General features: G+C 72.5%; 14 protein-coding genes and 1 riboswitch. All 14 genes read left to right on the top strand.

Features of this window, described 5'->3' with window-relative positions:
• Positions 1-79 precede the first annotated feature (79 nt).
• The 14 genes from ACIDOF_RS26255 to ACIDOF_RS26190 all read left to right on the top strand — a co-directional run bounded on the left by ACIDOF_RS26255 (position 80) and on the right by ACIDOF_RS26190 (position 15,452).
• Complete coding sequence (locus ACIDOF_RS26255) at positions 80-793, top strand: MOSC domain-containing protein (RefSeq protein WP_409008560.1); 714 nt, start codon at positions 80-82, stop codon at positions 791-793.
• Positions 794-848: 55 nt separating this feature from the next.
• Positions 849-1,646 (top strand): N-acetyltransferase, encoded by a 798-nt coding sequence (locus tag ACIDOF_RS26250; RefSeq protein ID WP_409008559.1) that lies wholly within the window; start codon positions 849-851, stop codon positions 1,644-1,646.
• A 456-nt stretch (positions 1,647-2,102) separates the two neighbouring features.
• The gene (locus tag ACIDOF_RS26245) at positions 2,103-2,783 is read left to right on the top strand and encodes a hypothetical protein (protein ID WP_409008558.1); all 681 of its coding nucleotides are present in this window, start codon (positions 2,103-2,105) and stop codon (positions 2,781-2,783) included.
• Positions 2,780-4,318: a protein kinase domain-containing protein gene (locus tag ACIDOF_RS26240; protein ID WP_409008557.1), complete on the top strand. Its 1,539-nt coding sequence runs from the start codon at positions 2,780-2,782 to the stop codon at positions 4,316-4,318. The genes ACIDOF_RS26245 and ACIDOF_RS26240 overlap by 4 nt, the downstream gene beginning before the upstream one ends.
• A 165-nt stretch (positions 4,319-4,483) precedes the next feature.
• The gene (locus tag ACIDOF_RS26235; RefSeq protein WP_409008556.1) at positions 4,484-5,128 is read left to right on the top strand and encodes a SurA N-terminal domain-containing protein; all 645 of its coding nucleotides are present in this window, start codon (positions 4,484-4,486) and stop codon (positions 5,126-5,128) included.
• Between the two features lie 260 nt (positions 5,129-5,388).
• A complete protein-coding gene (locus tag ACIDOF_RS26230) occupies positions 5,389-6,357 on the top strand; it encodes a nucleoside triphosphate pyrophosphohydrolase (protein WP_409008555.1) in 969 nt (322 codons plus the stop codon).
• Positions 6,354-7,628, top strand: coding sequence for a cytochrome P450 family protein (locus ACIDOF_RS26225; RefSeq protein WP_409008554.1), 1,275 nt, complete (start codon positions 6,354-6,356; stop codon positions 7,626-7,628). Before ACIDOF_RS26230 ends, ACIDOF_RS26225 begins: the two co-directional genes overlap by 4 nt.
• Positions 7,629-7,890: 262 nt before the next feature.
• Positions 7,891-8,769: a transglycosylase family protein gene (locus tag ACIDOF_RS26220; RefSeq protein ID WP_409008553.1), complete on the top strand. Its 879-nt coding sequence runs from the start codon at positions 7,891-7,893 to the stop codon at positions 8,767-8,769.
• 234 nt (positions 8,770-9,003) lie between these two features.
• Positions 9,004-9,218, top strand: a riboswitch (cyclic di-AMP (ydaO/yuaA leader).
• Between the two features lie 4 nt (positions 9,219-9,222).
• A complete protein-coding gene (locus ACIDOF_RS26215; protein WP_409008552.1) occupies positions 9,223-9,921 on the top strand; it encodes a transglycosylase family protein in 699 nt (232 codons plus the stop codon).
• A gap of 338 nt (positions 9,922-10,259) precedes the next feature.
• Entirely contained in the window at positions 10,260-11,540 is a 1,281-nt protein-coding gene (eno, locus tag ACIDOF_RS26210) for a phosphopyruvate hydratase (RefSeq protein ID WP_282541484.1), read from the top strand.
• Between the two features lie 90 nt (positions 11,541-11,630).
• Positions 11,631-12,119, top strand: a complete 489-nt coding sequence (locus ACIDOF_RS26205) for an FtsB family cell division protein (protein WP_409008551.1) — start codon at positions 11,631-11,633, stop codon at positions 12,117-12,119.
• A gap of 50 nt (positions 12,120-12,169) precedes the next feature.
• Positions 12,170-12,718 (top strand): DUF501 domain-containing protein, encoded by a 549-nt coding sequence (locus tag ACIDOF_RS26200; RefSeq protein WP_409008550.1) that lies wholly within the window; start codon positions 12,170-12,172, stop codon positions 12,716-12,718.
• Entirely contained in the window at positions 12,715-13,656 is a 942-nt protein-coding gene (locus ACIDOF_RS26195) for an exopolyphosphatase (protein ID WP_409008549.1), read from the top strand. The genes ACIDOF_RS26200 and ACIDOF_RS26195 overlap by 4 nt, the downstream gene beginning before the upstream one ends.
• Positions 13,657-14,054: 398 nt before the next feature.
• Complete coding sequence (locus tag ACIDOF_RS26190) at positions 14,055-15,452, top strand: NAD(P)/FAD-dependent oxidoreductase (RefSeq protein WP_409008548.1); 1,398 nt, start codon at positions 14,055-14,057, stop codon at positions 15,450-15,452.
• Positions 15,453-15,518 lie beyond the last annotated feature (66 nt).

The raw sequence follows: 15,518 nt of genomic DNA, 5'->3' as shown, positions 1-15,518 counted from the left end.
CGGACCGGTACGGTCAAGTCGGTCGGCAGGAGTCGAGGCCAAGCGCCGAAGGGCGAGGGGCGACGGGGAGGCAACGCAGATGACGGTGCTCGCGACGGTCGTGGGACTGTCCAGGTTTCCGGTGAAGTCCATGCGCGGCGAGGACCGCGACCGCCTGGACCTCGACGCGCGCGGCGCCGTCGGTGACCGGCTCTGGGCGCTGCGGCACGCGGACGGCAAGCTCGGCAGCGGCAAGAACAGCCGCCGCTTCCGCAAGAGCGCGTGGCTGATCGACTGCTCGGCCGCGTACGACGACGCCGCAGGCACCCTCACCGTGCAGCTGCCGGACGGCGCCCGCGTCGCCCCCGGCGACCCGCGGCTCGCCGAACTCTGCGGCCCCGACGCCGAGTTGGTGCGGGAGGCCGAGGACGCGCAGCCCCCCTCGTACCAGGACCAGGCGCCCCTGTCCCTCGTCTCCACGGCCTCCCTGCGCGCACTCGGCGAGCTGCTCGGCGACGGTGCGCCCGCCGACGTGCGCAGGTTCCGCAAGAACATCGTGGTCGAGGCCGAGGGGAGCGAGCCGTGGGCCGAGGAAGGCTGGATCGGACGCGAACTCCGCGTCGGCGGCGCCCGGTTGAGGATCACCGAACGCGTCCCGCGCTGCGTCATGACGACCCTGCCCCAGCCCGGCCTGCCCGCCGACAACCGCGTCCTGAAGACCCTGAGCGACACCCGTGACATGTGCTTCGGGGTGTACGCGGAGGTCGTCACGCCCGGACCGGTCGCCCTCGGGGACCGGCTCGGCGAGGTGTGACGGGGGCGCGGAAATTCGGTACCGGCGCGGCTGACCAGCGGCTACGGTGCGCCGCATGGACGCCGAGACCCCAGCCCCCGCCCGTGCCCGCATCCCCGGTCCCTCCCGTACGGACCTGAAGATCACCACGCTCGCCGAGCGGCCCGAACTCACCGCGGGATTCTGGGCGTTGGGCGACGCGTGGCCGACGTTCGTCGTCGAGGACCCGATCGGCTGGATCCTCTGGGGCCGCATCGTTTCCGAGCTGCCCGAGCACGTCCTCGTCGCCACCGACGCCGACGGCCAGCTCGTCGCCCGCGCGCTCAGCGTGCCCTTCGCCCTGCACGCGAAGGGGCGCGGCGCACTGCCCGACGGCGGCTGGGACCGCGTCCTGATGTGGGCCTTCTCCGACCGCAGGCACGGCGTCGAGCCCGACACCGTCAGCGCCATCGAGGTCACCGTCGCGCCCGGCGCGCAGGGCGGGGGACTCTCGTACGCGATGCTCGGCGCGATGCGGGACCGGGCGCGGGCGGCGGGCTTCGACACCCTCGTCGCGCCGGTCCGGCCCAGCGCCAAGCACCTCGAACCGCGCACGCCGATGGCGGAGTACGCGCGCCGGGTCCGCCCCGACGGGCTCCCGCACGACCCCTGGCTGCGGGTCCACGTCCGCGCCGGCGGCGTCGTCGAGGCGGTCGCGCCCACGTCCATGACGGTCTCCGGGACCCTCGACGAGTGGCGCACCTGGACCGGCCTCCCCTTCGACGAGCCGGGCCCCGTCGACGTCCCCCGCGCGCTGGCCCCGGTCCACTGCGACCCGGACCAGAACCACGCGGTGTACGTAGAGCCCAACGTCTGGGTCCGCCACGCCCTCTGAGACCCCCAGGGTGCTCCGCCCCCGGCCCCCGGCTCCTCAATCGCCGGAGGGGCTTCCCGGGTTCGTCCTCGGCTTCCCCGCCACGGTGGGGGACGCCCCTCCCTCCCTCCCTCCCCCACCCACAGCGGGGTGGGGGAGGGGCGGGATTCCGTGCCCCGACAGGGGCGCGGGGAACTGCGCGAGCAACCGCGACGGCGGGTCAGCCGAACGACGGCCGGGGGTTGAGGGCGGAGCCCCAACCCAGGGGCGCGGGGAACTGCGCGAGCAACCACGACGGCGCCGCAGACGAACGACGGCCGGGAAGCGGGGCCGAGGGGCGGCAGCCCCCGCACCGGGGTCCGGGGCGGGCCCCGGGGTGAGGGGGCCGGGGGGAAGTCCGGGTCGGTTGTCCGTCGCGGGAGCTACTCTCGACCCTGCACCCCGCACACGCCCGTTCGGTTTCCAGGAGCCGCCCCCATGCACGGCCACGGCTATGCACCGCCGCCCCAGCGCCCTTCGTCCGCGCAACTCGCCGGGCTGCGCGTGCTCTTCGTGGCGCTCGCGCTGCTCTCCTGCGGGCTGCTCTCCTGGGCGCCGCTGCTGCGGCTCGCGATCGTGACGCGGGCGGCGCGGGACTGGTGGCTGTTCGCGGTCTCGGCGTTCGTCACGTTCGCCTCCCTGATGCTGATCGGCAGCGAGCCGACCGACGACCTCGACACCGTCCAGGAGAACCTCGGCCTGCTCGGTCTCTTCGGCGGAGCGATCGCCGCGATCGCGTACTACCTGTTCGCGGAGATCCGCCACTTCGCCGCCCAGCCGTCGTACGCCGCCCCGTTCGTCCCCCACCAGCCCCCGCACGCGCAGGGCCCGCTCGCCCAGGGCCCCAACGCCGCGTACGGATACCCGCCCCGGCCCGGCCCCGCCCAGCAGCAGACCCGCCCGAGCAGCATGCCGGCCCCGGCTCACCAGCCGCAGCCCCAGCCGCAGGCACAGCCCCACCCGCAGCGCCCGGCGCCCGCCCGCATCGACCAGGTCCGCGCCGAACTCGACGAGCTGAGCAGCCTGTTGCGCCAGGACGGAACCCGTCAGGACGGAACCCGTCAGGACGGCACCCCACCCGGTCGTGCTCCCGGTGACGGGGACGGCGGGCGCCGGTGAGCGGACGCCTCGTCTCCGGTCGGTACGAACTCTCCCAGCAGATCGGCCAGGGCGGCATGGGCCAGGTCTGGACGGCCTACGACCAGCGCCTCGACCGCCGCGTCGCCGTGAAACTCCTCCGCCCCGACCGCGTCGCCGGCGCCGAGGCCGACGAGCTGCGCCGCCGCTTCGTACGCGAATGCCGCGTCACCGCCCAGGTCGACCACCCCGGCCTCGTCACCGTGCACGACGCGGGCAGCGACGGGGACGACCTGTTCCTCGTCATGCAGCATGTCGACGGCACGGACCTCGCCGACCACATCGCACGCCACCAGCCGTACCCCTGGCCGTGGGCCGTGGCCGTCGCCGCCCAACTGTGCGCCGTGCTCTGCGCGGTGCACGCCGTGCCGATCGTGCACCGCGACCTCAAGCCGCGGAACGTCATGGTGAAACCGGACGGCACCCTCACCGTCCTCGACCTCGGCGTCGCCTCCGTCATGGACACCGACACCACCCGCCTCACCCACACCGGCTCGCCCATCGGCAGCCCGGCGTACATGGCCCCCGAGCAGGCCATGGGCGGCGCCGTCGGCCCGTACACGGACCTGTACGCCCTCGGCATCCTGCTCTACGAACTCCTCAGCGGGAACGTCCCGTTCGACGGCGCCACCGTCCTCGGCGTCCTCCACAGCCACCTCTACGAAGCGCCGATACCCGTCCGCAGCAAGCGCCCCGAGATCCCCGAACCGCTCGACGCGCTCGTGACGCGGTTGCTCGCCAAGGAGCCCAAGGAGCGTCCGGACTCCGCGCAGGAGGTCTTCGAGGCGCTCGCCCCGCTGCTGCCCGCCCGCGGCGCCCCCACCGGCATGCTCGACCCGACCCGCCCCTTCCTGCGCCCCGGCGCCCCCTGGCCGGACCGCGCAGGCACGCCCACGCCCGTGCCGGTCCCGCCGCGCCCCGCCGCCCCGCCGTCCGCCGCGGGCACGTCGCAGATCGCGCAGGCCGTCGACGACGTGAAGCGTCTCCTCGGCGAGGGCCGCGTCACCCAGGCCGTCGACCTGCTCGGCGCGATCCTCCCCACCGCCGAGGCCCAGCACGGCCCCCGCTCCACGGTCGTCCGCACGCTGCGCAAGCAGTACGCGGCCACGCTCATGGACGACGGCCAGTACCGCCGCGCCCTGCCCGAGCTGCGCCGCCTCGCCGACGAGCGCAGCGCCGAGGCCGGCCAGGCCGACCCGGCGTCCCTGCAGTTCCGGTACGACGCGGCGTACTGCCTGGAGCAGCTCGGCGAACCCGCCGCGGCCCTCGCCGAGTACCGCGCGCTGCTGCCGTTCTACGAGAACCAGTACGTGGCGAGCACCGTCGGCGACCCCGGCACGGCGCTCGAACTGCGCCGCCGCATCGGCCAGTTGCTGCTCGCCCTCGGCGACCGCGCCGGCGCCCACGACACCCTGGCCCGCCTCCTGTACGACGCGGAGCGGGTGCACGGGCCCGGCCACCCGCTGCCCGGCGAGATCCGCAGAACGCTGGCCTGGCTGGGGCAGGTCCGCGGCTGAGATCCGCCCGGTGAGGCGCCCGCGCCGGGTGGTGCGTGCCCTCAACTCCCGCCGAATCGTTGGTCGAACCAGTGGCCGAACCCCCGGCCACTGCCTACCATCGATCAACGCAAGGCCCTTGTGCAACGAAGCACAAGCTCGCCGTCACGCCGCCGGGAGGCCCTCTTGCACCGCCGCCGTCGCACCGCGCTCGCCCTCTCCGCCGCGCTCCTCACCGCGGCCCCGCTCCTGACCGCCTGTGGCGACGAGGCACATCCCGGCGCCGCGGCCGTCGTCGGCGGCGAGCGCATCACGGTCGCCCAACTCCAGTCCCGCGTACAGGAAGTGCGGGCGGCGCAGCAGTCGGCCACGGAGAAGTCCGGGCAGTACGCGCAGGTCGTCGAGAAGACCGGCGGCCTCACCCGCGACACCCTGCAGTCCCTGGTCCTCGACCGGGTCCTGCACCGCGCGGCCGCCGACGCCGGCGTGCACGTCAGCCGCAAGGAGGTGCAGGGGCTGCGCGGCAACCTGGAGAAGCAGGCGGGCGGCGCGAAGGCCCTCGAAGCGGGGTGGCTGCAGCAGTACAACATTCCGGCGTCCCGCATCGACGAAAGCCTCCGTACGGAGATCGAGGCCCAGAAGCTGTACAGCAAGCTGGGCGCCGACCCGAACACGGCCCAGGGCCAGGCCGCCTTCTGGAAGGCCCTCTCGAAGGCGTCCCAGGAGCTGGAGATCAACCTCAATCCGCGGTACGGGAAGTGGGACGTCCAGAAGAGCCGCCGAGTCGACGCGAAGCCCCCGTGGCTCCACACCACGAAGCAGCAGGCCTGACCCCGGGGCTCCGCCCCGGGCCCCGGTGCGGGGGCTGCCGCCCCTCGACCCCGGTTCACGGTCGACTTTCGGCTTTCCCGCCGTCGTGGTCGCTCGCGCAGTTCCCCGCGCCCCTATCGGGGCACGTCGTCCCGCCCCATTCCCGGCCACCACGACGGCGGGAAAGCCGACAACGCACCCCGGAAGCCTCTCCGGCGATTGAGGAGCGGGGGGCCGGGGGCGGAGCCCCCTGGGGGTACGCGGCGCGTTAGGTTCGAGGGGTGAACGCAGAAGACCCCCGCCCCGGCCGCCTCGTCCTCCTGACGACCACCCACCGAGTCGCCCCCGGCCTCCTCTCCTGGCCCGCCTGGAACGAACTCCACCAAGCGGACAGCGTCCTCTGCGCAGACCCCGACCACCCCCAGCTCCCGTACCTCCGCGACGCGGGCGTCACCGTCGACACCGCCGCCCCGACCGCCGAAGAGCTCGTGGACGCCTGTGCGGGCGGCCGTACCGTGGTCGTCGTCGCCACCGGCGAGGGCGAGCCGCGCCTGACCGACGGCCTCGCCCGGCTCGCCGGCTCGGGCCGGGTGCAGATGCCGGACCTGGAGCTGCTGCCCGGCTCGTACGACCTGCCCGGCGCGCGCCTCCTCGACCTCGTGCAGGTGATGGACCGGATCAGGCGTGAATGCCCGTGGTCCTCGCAGCAGACCCACCGGGGCCTCGCCAAGTACGGCATCGAGGAGGCGTACGAACTCGTCGAGGCCATCGAGGACGGCGACCGCACCGAGCTGCGCGAGGAGCTCGGGGACGTGCTCCTCCAGGTCGTGTTCCACGCCCGGATCGCGGAGGAGCACGAGGACGAGCCGTTCTCCGTCGACGACGTCGCCGGCACCATCGTCAGCAAGCTCATCCACCGCCACCCGCACGTCTTCGGCGACGACACCGCCGAGACCCCCGACGACGTCAAGGCGCACTGGCTGCGCACCAAGGCCGAGGAGAAGCAGCGCGCGTCCGTGACCGACGGCGTCCCCCTCGGCCAGCCCGGCCTGGCCCTCGCCGCGAAGCTCGCGTCCCGTACACGCACCGCGGGGCTCGACGTCGCGCTGCCCGCGGGGGAGGGCGTCGGGTACGAGCTGCTCGCCCTCGCCGTGCGCGCCGAGGCCGCCGGCACCGACCCGGAGGCCGCCCTGCGCGCCGCCGCCCGCGCCTACCGGGACGCGATCCGTGCCGCGGAGGGCCAGGCGTGACCGGCACGACGGACGGCTGCCCGTACGAGAACGCCGCCGCCGCAGGCCCCCAACCCCCGCTGTTCACCTGGGAGTTCGCCAGCGACCCCTACCCCGCGTACGCCTGGCTGCGCGAGCACGCGCCCGTGCACCGCACCCGGCTGCCGAGCGGCGTCGAGGCCTGGCTCGTGACGCGGTACGCGGACGCCCGGCAGGCCCTCGCCGACCAGCGGCTCAGCAAGAACCCCGAGCACCACGACGAGCCCTCCCACGCCAAGGGCAAGACGGGCATTCCGGGCGAGCGCAAGGCCGAGCTGATGACGCATCTGCTCAACATCGACCCGCCGGACCACACCCGGCTCCGGCGGCTCGTGTCGAAGGCGTTCACACCGCGCCGCGTCGCCCAGTTCGCGCCCCGCGTGCAGGAGTTGACCGACCAGCTCATCGACCGGTTCGCCGCGAAGGGCGAAGCCGACCTCATCCACGAGTTCGCCTTCCCGCTGCCCATCTACGCGATCTGCGACCTGCTCGGCGTCCCCCGCGAGGACCAGGACGACTTCCGGGACTGGGCGGGCATGATGATCCGGCACGGCGGAGGACCGCGCGGCGGCGTCGCCCGCTCCGTGAAGAAGATGCGCGGCTACCTCGCCGAACTCATCCACCGCAAGCGCCTCGACCCCGGCGACGACCTGATCTCCGGGCTCATCAAGGCCAGCGACCACGGCGAGCACCTCACCGAGAACGAGGCCGCGGCGATGGCGTTCATCCTGCTCTTCGCCGGTTTCGAGACCACGGTCAACCTCATCGGCAACGGCACGTACCAGCTGCTCCGCCACCCCGGTCAGCGCGAGCGGCTGCAGAAGTCCCTCGCCGCGGGGGAGACCGACCTGCTGGAGACCGGCGTCGAGGAACTCCTCCGGTACGACGGCCCGGTGGAGCTCGCCACCTGGCGCTTCGCCACCGAGCCGCTCAGCATCGGCGGCCAGGACATCGCAGCCGGCGACCCGGTCCTCGTCGTCCTCGCCGCCGCCGACCGCGACCCGGACCGCTTCACCGACCCCGACACCCTCGACCTCGCCCGCCGCGACAACCAGCACCTCGGATACGGGCACGGCATCCACTACTGCCTGGGCGCACCGCTCGCCCGCCTGGAGGCCCAGTCGGCGATCGCGACGCTCCTGCGCCGCCTCCCCGACCTGCGGCTCGCGGCAGAACCTACCGATTTGCGGTGGCGCGGCGGGCTCATCATGCGCGGACTGCGCACGCTGCCCGTGGAGTTCACACCGGAGTGATCCCCCGGGCGCCAGGGGCCCGCACGGACCAGGTTTCTGACACGGCGTCAGCACTGTGACTTTCACGTGATCTGCGCTGTATCGGGTTGTGACAAGCGTTCGACTGTCGCTACGTTTCACCCTCGGCTCGGACGCCACGGCTGTCACACGCCACGGCTGCAGACGCCATGCCTGTCGTCGCGCGAAAGGGAACCGCATGCTCTCCGGGAACGGTCGTCACCGACGCCCCCGCCAGGCCCCGGCCCTCGTGGTCGCGGCCGGAGTGACCGGATCAGCGATCGCCATCCCGCTGCTCGGCGCGACCGGCGCCAGTGCCGCGGACGCCACCGTCGACGCCAACACCTGGGACCGCCTCGCCGACTGCGAGAGCGGCGGCGTGTGGAACGCCGACACCGGCAACGGCTACTACGGCGGCCTCCAGTTGACCCAGGCGGACTGGGAGGCCTTCGGCGGTCTGAAGTACGCCCCGAGCGCCGACCTGGCCAGCCGTGCCCAGCAGGTGGCCGTGGCGGAGAACGTGCTCGCCGAGCGCGGGCCGCTGGCCTGGCCCACCTGCGGCCTGGTCGCCGGCTTCCCGCTCACCGACCCCGCGGACGGCGACCAGTCGGACCAGCCGAGCGAGGAGCCGAGCGAGGAGCCCACCGAGTTCCCGTCGGACGACCCCTCAGCCGAGGACCCGACCCCGCCCGGCGACACCTCCGTCGAGGAGCCCGCGGACACCCCGACCGACTCCCCGACCGACGCCCCGTCAGACGACACAAAGGGCGAAACGGACGGCGAGGCGGACGGCGGGACGGGCGGCGGATCCGACGGCAAGGGCAGCGGCGACAGCGCGGACGAAACGGGCAACTCCGGCCAGAACGGCTCCGGAAAGCATCGCGGCGAACCCGCCCCCGAGTCCCCGGACTCCCCGGAGGAGGGTCGCGACTCCAACTCCTCGGGCCGGCACGCCTCGCGCGGCGACGGCTCCCGCGGCGACGCCGAAGGCGCGTACACGGTCCGCGTCGGCGACAGCCTCTCCGCGATCGCCGACGCCCGTGGCGTCGACGGCGGTTGGCCCGCGCTCTACGCCGCCAACGAGGACGCGATCGGCTCCGACCCGGACCTCATCCTCCCTGGCCAGCGGCTCGACCTCGGCTGACCGGCGGCCGGCCGGTGTGGGTGCGAGCAGGGTGAAACTGGGCGGAATCCGGCGGCAGTTCGCTGCTGAATGTCCGTTATAAAGACACTTCGCCCGGGGTGAGAGATGAGTCTCATCAGCCCTGATCGGCTTGGTATTTCCACCGAGCGCACGGCTACGGTCGTCACCGCTCGCCACTGGCGGGCCCCGATGGCCGTCACGCCGAATCCTGCCGGCGGCCCTTGGGAACAGTCGTCGCGTCAAGCGCCGTAGGCAGGAGCGGGGGACCCAAGGTTTGCGCCGGGCCCGGCCGTTGAGGCTCCACGCGGAGCCCGCAGCGGTGCAGGGAACGGCTTGGGGTGAAGTCGCCGCGTATGTCCCGGATTTCGGGGTGTACGGAACGAGGCGGCCGGGCAACTCACACGGCCCGAACCCGACAGCTCACCTCGCAGGCGTCGGTGAGGGGATTACTCCATGCTGTTCTCCGGCAAGGGCAAGCACCGTCGTCTGACCAAGGCCGAGAAGGCCGGCCGCGCCCTCGCGCTCGCCGGTGTCGCCGGCGCCGCGGTCGCCGCCCCGCTGGCCACCGCGGGCTCCGCCTCCGCCGCCACCGCCTCCGAGTGGGACGCCGTGGCCCAGTGCGAGGCCGGCGGCAACTGGTCCATCAACACCGGCAACGGCTACTACGGCGGCCTGCAGTTCTCGGCCTCCACCTGGAACGCCTACGGCGGCACCAAGTACGCGGCCACCGCCGACCAGGCCACCAAGGCCCAGCAGATAGAGATCGGCGAGAAGGTCCTCGCCGGACAGGGCAAGGGCGCCTGGCCGAACTGCGGCACCGGCCTCTCCAACGCCGCCTACGACGGCGGCGGTTCGGCGCAGCCCGCCGAGCAGGCCCCGCAGCAGCAGGCCGCCCCGCAGCCCGAGCGCAAGGCCGAGCAGCCCGCCTCCCGCTCGCAGGAGCGCGCCCCGCAGAAGACCGTCGAGACCCCGACCGGCAAGAAGGTCAAGAAGGGCGACGGCGAGTACAAGGTGAAGAAGGGCGACACCCTCTCCTCCATCGCCGAGGCGCACGACGTCAAGGGCGGCTGGGCGAAGCTGTTCGACCTGAACAAGGACATCGTCGACGACGCCGACTTCATCTACCCGGGCCAGCAGCTGCACCTGAAGTAAGCGGCCCGCGCGGCGCCCCCCACACTCCCCGCCCCGGCGTGCATTCCCCCGTACGCGCCGGGGCGGGGGCATGCCCGTACCGCGTGCCGTACCGCCTGCACCACCGCGTGCGCTGTTGAGCGGGGTGGCGCACACCCGCGTACCGCTCGGTAGTGTTGTTGCTCTTTTGCCCCGCAATGCGATTCTTCGGGCCTCTTTTCGTCCCAGCGGGCGGGCGGCCGGGTGGCCGAGCCTCAGCGGGCGGTTAGGCTCGTGAGACGCAAGGCAAAGAAGGTCGGCCGCAAGGGCGCGGCCCTCGTGCAAGCACAGCTTGCGTCACATCCCAGAAGGAGATGCTCGTGCCGTCCATCGACGTCGTCGTAGCCCGGGAAATCCTGGACTCCCGAGGCAACCCCACGGTCGAGGTCGAGGTCGGCCTCGACGACGGGAGCACCGGCCGTGCCGCCGTCCCGTCCGGCGCCTCCACCGGTGCCTTCGAGGCCATCGAACTCCGTGACGGTGACCCGAACCGTTACCAGGGCAAGGGTGTCGAGAAGGCCGTCCTCGCGGTCATCGAGCAGATCGGCCCGGAGCTGGTCGGCTACGACGCCACCGAGCAGCGCCTGATCGACCAGGCCATGTTCGACCTGGACGCCACCGACAACAAGGGCTCGCTCGGCGCCAACGCCATCCTGGGCGTCTCCCTCGCCGTCGCCCACGCCGCCTCCGAGGCGAGCGACCTGCCGCTGTTCCGTTACCTCGGCGGCCCGAACGCGCACCTGCTGCCGGTGCCGATGATGAACATCCTGAACGGCGGCTCGCACGCCGACTCCAACGTGGACATCCAGGAGTTCATGATCGCCCCGATCGGCGCGGAGTCCTTCTCCGAGGCGCTGCGCTGGGGCACCGAGGTCTACCACACGCTGAAGAAGGTCCTGAAGAGCAAGGGCCTGGCCACCGGCCTCGGCGACGAGGGCGGCTTCGCCCCGAACCTCGGCTCCAACCGCGAGGCCCTCGACCTCATCCTCGAGGCCATCAAGGAGGCCGGTTACGTTCCCGGCCAGCAGATCGCCCTCGCCCTCGACGTCGCCGCCTCCGAGTTCTACAAGGACGGCAAGTACAACTTCGAGGGCAAGGACCGCTCCGCCGCCGAGATGACGGAGTACTACGAGGAGCTCGTCTCCGCGTACCCGCTCGTCTCCATCGAGGACCCGCTGTTCGAGGACGACTGGGCCGGCTGGAACGTCATCACCGAGAAGCTCGGCTCCAAGGTCCAGCTCGTCGGCGACGACCTGTTCGTCACCAACCCGGAGCGCCTGGCCCGCGGCATCGAGGAGAACTCGGCCAACGCCCTGCTCGTCAAGGTCAACCAGATCGGTTCGCTGACCGAGACCCTGGACGCCGTCGAGCTGGCCCAGCGCAACGGCTTCAAGTGCATGATGTCCCACCGCTCCGGCGAGACCGAGGACGTCACCATCGCCGACCTGGCCGTCGCCACCAACTGCGGCCAGATCAAGACCGGCGCCCCGGCCCGCTCCGAGCGCGTCGCCAAGTACAACCAGCTGCTGCGCATCGAGGAGATCCTCGACGACGCCGCGGTCTACGCCGGCCGCAGCGCCTTCCCGCGCTTCAAGGGCTGAGCCGTAGTCACCAGGTAGTTACGTACGTCCCCGCACCCGGTCCCGTACCGTGTGCGGGGACGTACGTGCGTGTGAACGGGAGGCGGGGACATGGCCGTGAAGGACCGGGACCGGTTCTCCACCGCGACCAGGATCCGGTTGCTCGGCGAGCAGACGGCCGCCCGGGTCTACCGCTCCCAGACCAAACGGCAGGCCCGCCGCTCCCGCCTCACCGGCCGCGCCGCGCTCCTCGCCCTCGTCGTCTGCTCGCTGATCGTGGCGCTCGCGTACCCGATGCGGCAGTGGGTGGCGCAGCGCGCCGACATCGCGGAGCAGGAGCAGAAGCTGGCCGAGGCCCGCGAGCAGACCGAGAAGCTCAAGGACGCCAAGGCCCGCTGGCGCGACCCGGCGTACGTGGAGCGGCAGGCCCGCGAGCGGCTGCACATGGTCCTGCCCGGCGAGACCGGGTACACGGTCGTCGACCCGAGCGGCGGCCGGGTGCGCCCCACCGAACCGGGAGCCGCCGACCGCGCCTGGTACAGCAACCTGTTCGACGGCGTGGACAAGGCGGACCGCCGCGCCGCCGAGAACGACGACTGACCCCTCCTTCCCCCTTCTTCGACCCTCACCGAGAGACACGAGCAACCGGCATGGAAACGCCCCCGCCCTCCACCCCGCGCACCGAGCCGACCGACGCGGACGTCGCGGCCTTCAAGCAGCAGCTCGGCCGGCCCCCGCGCGGCCTGCGGGCCATCGCGCACCGCTGCCCCTGCGGCCAGCCCGACGTGGTGGAGACGGCGCCGCGACTGCCCGACGGCACGCCCTTCCCGACGCTGTACTACCTGACGTGCCCGAAGGCCGCCTCCGCGATCGGCACGCTCGAGGCCAACGGCGTGATGAAGGAGATGACGGAGAGGCTCGCCACGGACCCGGAGCTCGCCGCCGCCTACCGCGCCGCGCACGAGGACTACATCCGCCGCCGCGACGAGATCGAGGAGCTGACCGGCTTCCCGAGCGCCGGCGGCATGCCGGACCGCGTGAAGTGCCTGCACGTCCTGGTCGCCCACTCGCTCGCCGCGGGCCCGGGCGTCAACCCGCTCGGCGACGAGGCCCTCGCGATGCTCCCCGAGTGGTGGCGCAAGGGCGCCTGCGTGACGACCGCCGAGACCGCCGAGTCGCCCGAGGAGCCCGCCCAGTGACCCGTGTCGCCGCCATCGACTGCGGTACGAACTCGATCCGCCTGCTCGTCGCCGACGCCGACCCGAAGACCGGTCAACTCGTCGACCTGGACCGGCGGATGACGATCGTCCGGCTCGGCCAGGGCGTCGACCGCACGGGCCGGCTGGCCCCCGAGGCCCTGGAGCGCACCTTCGCGGCCTGCCGGGAGTACGCGGCGATCATCGAGGAGCACGGCGCCGAGCAGCTCCGCTTCGTCGCCACCTCGGCCTCCCGCGACGCGGAGAACCGGGACGACTTCGTGCGCGGCGTCGTCGACATCCTGGGCGTCGAGCCCGAGGTGATCACCGGCGACCAGGAGGCCGCGTTCTCCTTCGACGGTGCGACCAAGGAGCTCGCCGAGTCCGGCCTGCGCACGCCGTACCTGGTCGTCGACATCGGCGGCGGCTCCACCGAGTTCGTGGTCGGGGACGCCGACGGCGTGGCCGCCGCCCGCTCCGTGGACGTCGGCTGTGTGCGCATGACGGAGCGCCACCTCGTCCGGGACGGCGCGGTCACCGACCCGCCCGCCGAGGCGCAGGTCGAGGCGATCCGCGCGGACATCGGCGCCGCCCTCGACCTGGCCGCGCAGACGGTGCCGATCGGCTCGGCGCACACGCTGGTCGGCCTCGCGGGCTCGGTCACCACGATCGCGGCGATCGCGCTGGGCCTGGAGGAGTACGAGTCGGCGAAGATCCACCACTCCCGGATCTCCTACGCCCAGGTCAAGGAGATCACCGAGCGGCTGCTCCGCTCGACGCACGCCGAGCGCGCGGCCATCGGCCCGATGCACCCGGGCCGGGTGGACGTGATCGGGGCGGGCGCTCTCGTACTGCTGATGATCATGGAGCGGATCGGTGCGGACGAGGTCGTGGTGAGCGAGCACGACATCCTCGACGGCATCGCCTGGTCCCTCGCCTGAGCGCTGCCGCACCACGTCTGAGCGTGGAAAACGGGCCGGAAGCCGAGCTTCCGGCCCGTTTCGCGGAGCAACTTCGTGAAGTTCTTCACAAGGAAAAGGGGCCCGTTGGGCCCCTCTGTGCGTCTCTCGCGCCGAATGGGGGCCGCCGCGGAGCCTCACCCGGGGTTTCAGGAGTGTGTCAGCCGCGGGAAACCGGTGTGAAACCGGGGCGTGGTCCACTCGGGGCCGCGCCCGGAGCGGCAGCTCAGCGGCCGTCTCAACGCGCTCGCCCCGCCTGATGGTTCCCCCGGGACGTCATGACCTCGGTCACGTGGGCGGCGGAGTGTAGCAGAGGGTGTCGAGACCCTTGTGAAGGGGCTCACGAGCGACCCCCATGCGAGGGGTGGATACTCGATGGCATGAGCACCACGGAGCGTCCCCGGATCCTCGTAGTAGGCGGTGGGTACGTAGGCCTGTACGCAGCTGCGCGCATCCTCAAGAAGATGCGCTACGGCGAGGCGACCGTCACGGTCGTCGACCCGCGGTCGTACATGACGTACCAGCCCTTCCTCCCCGAAGCTGCCGCCGGCAGCATCTCGCCTCGGCATGTCGTCGTACCGCTGCGACGCGTGCTGCCCAAGGCTGAGGTGCTCACCGGCCGAGTCACCACCATCGACCAGGACCGCAAGGTCGCCACGGTCGCGCCGCTCGTCGGCGAGGCCTACGAGCTGCCCTTCGACTACCTGGTCATCGCGATGGGCGCGGTCTCCCGCACCTTCCCGATCCCCGGCCTCGCCGAGCAGGGCATCGGCATGAAGGGCATCGAGGAGGCCATCGGCCTGCGCAACCACGTCCTCGAGCAGCTCGACAAGGCCGACTCCACGACCGACGAGGAGGTCCGCCGCAAGGCGCTGACCTTCGTCTTCGTGGGCGGTGGCTTCGCCGGTGCGGAGACCATCGGCGAGGTCGAGGACATGGCCCGCGACGCGGCGAAGTACTACAGCAACGTGTCCCGCGAGGACATGCGCTTCATCCTCGTCGACGCCGCCGACAAGATCCTTCCCGAGGTCGGCCCGAAGCTCGGCCAGTACGGCAAGGAGCACCTGGAGAGCCGCGGCGTCGAGGTCTACCTCTCGACCTCCATGGACTCCTGCGTCGACGGCCACGTCGTCCTGAAGAACGGCCTCGAGGTCGACTCCAACACGATCGTGTGGACCGCCGGCGTGAAGCCCAACCCGGCGCTGTCCCGCTTCGGTCTGCCGCTCGGCCCGCGCGGCCACGTGGACACCCAGGCCACGCTCCAGGTGCAGGGCTCGGACTACATCTGGGCCGCCGGCGACAACGCCCAGGTGCCGGACCTCGTCGGCCGCGCCGCGGGCAACGAGAACGCCTGGTGCCCGCCGAACGCCCAGCACGCGCTGCGTCAGGCCAAGGTCCTCGGCGACAACGTGATCTCCGGCATGCGGGGCTTCCCGCAGAAGGAGTACAGCCACGCCAACAAGGGTGCGGTCGCCGGTCTCGGCCTGCACAAGGGCGTCGCGATGATCGTCATGGGCAAGATGAAGATCAAGCTCAAGGGCCGTCTCGCCTGGTACATGCACCGCGCGTACCACGGCATGGCGATGCCGACGTACAACCGCAAGATCCGGGTCTTCGCGGACTGGACGCTCGGCATGTTCCTCAAGCGCGAGGTCGTGTCCCTCGGCGCGATGGAGACGCCGCGCGAGGAGTTCTACGAGGCCGCCAAGCCCGCCCCGGTCGCGCCGCCGGCCGCCGAGGCCGTCGACGCCAAGTCGGAGAAGGCCAAGGCCTCCTGAGCCCCGGCTCACCCGTCAGACCCCGCAGGGGCCGCCCGCCATCCGTGGTGCGGGCGGCCCCTGCGG

Origin of the sequence: Streptomyces sp. Da 82-17 (genome assembly GCF_046098215.1) — a bacterium.
Taxonomy (GTDB): domain Bacteria; phylum Actinomycetota; class Actinomycetes; order Streptomycetales; family Streptomycetaceae; genus Streptomyces.
The sequence above is the reverse complement of the archived record's forward strand: the minus strand, read 5'-3'. Positions and strand labels throughout refer to the sequence as shown.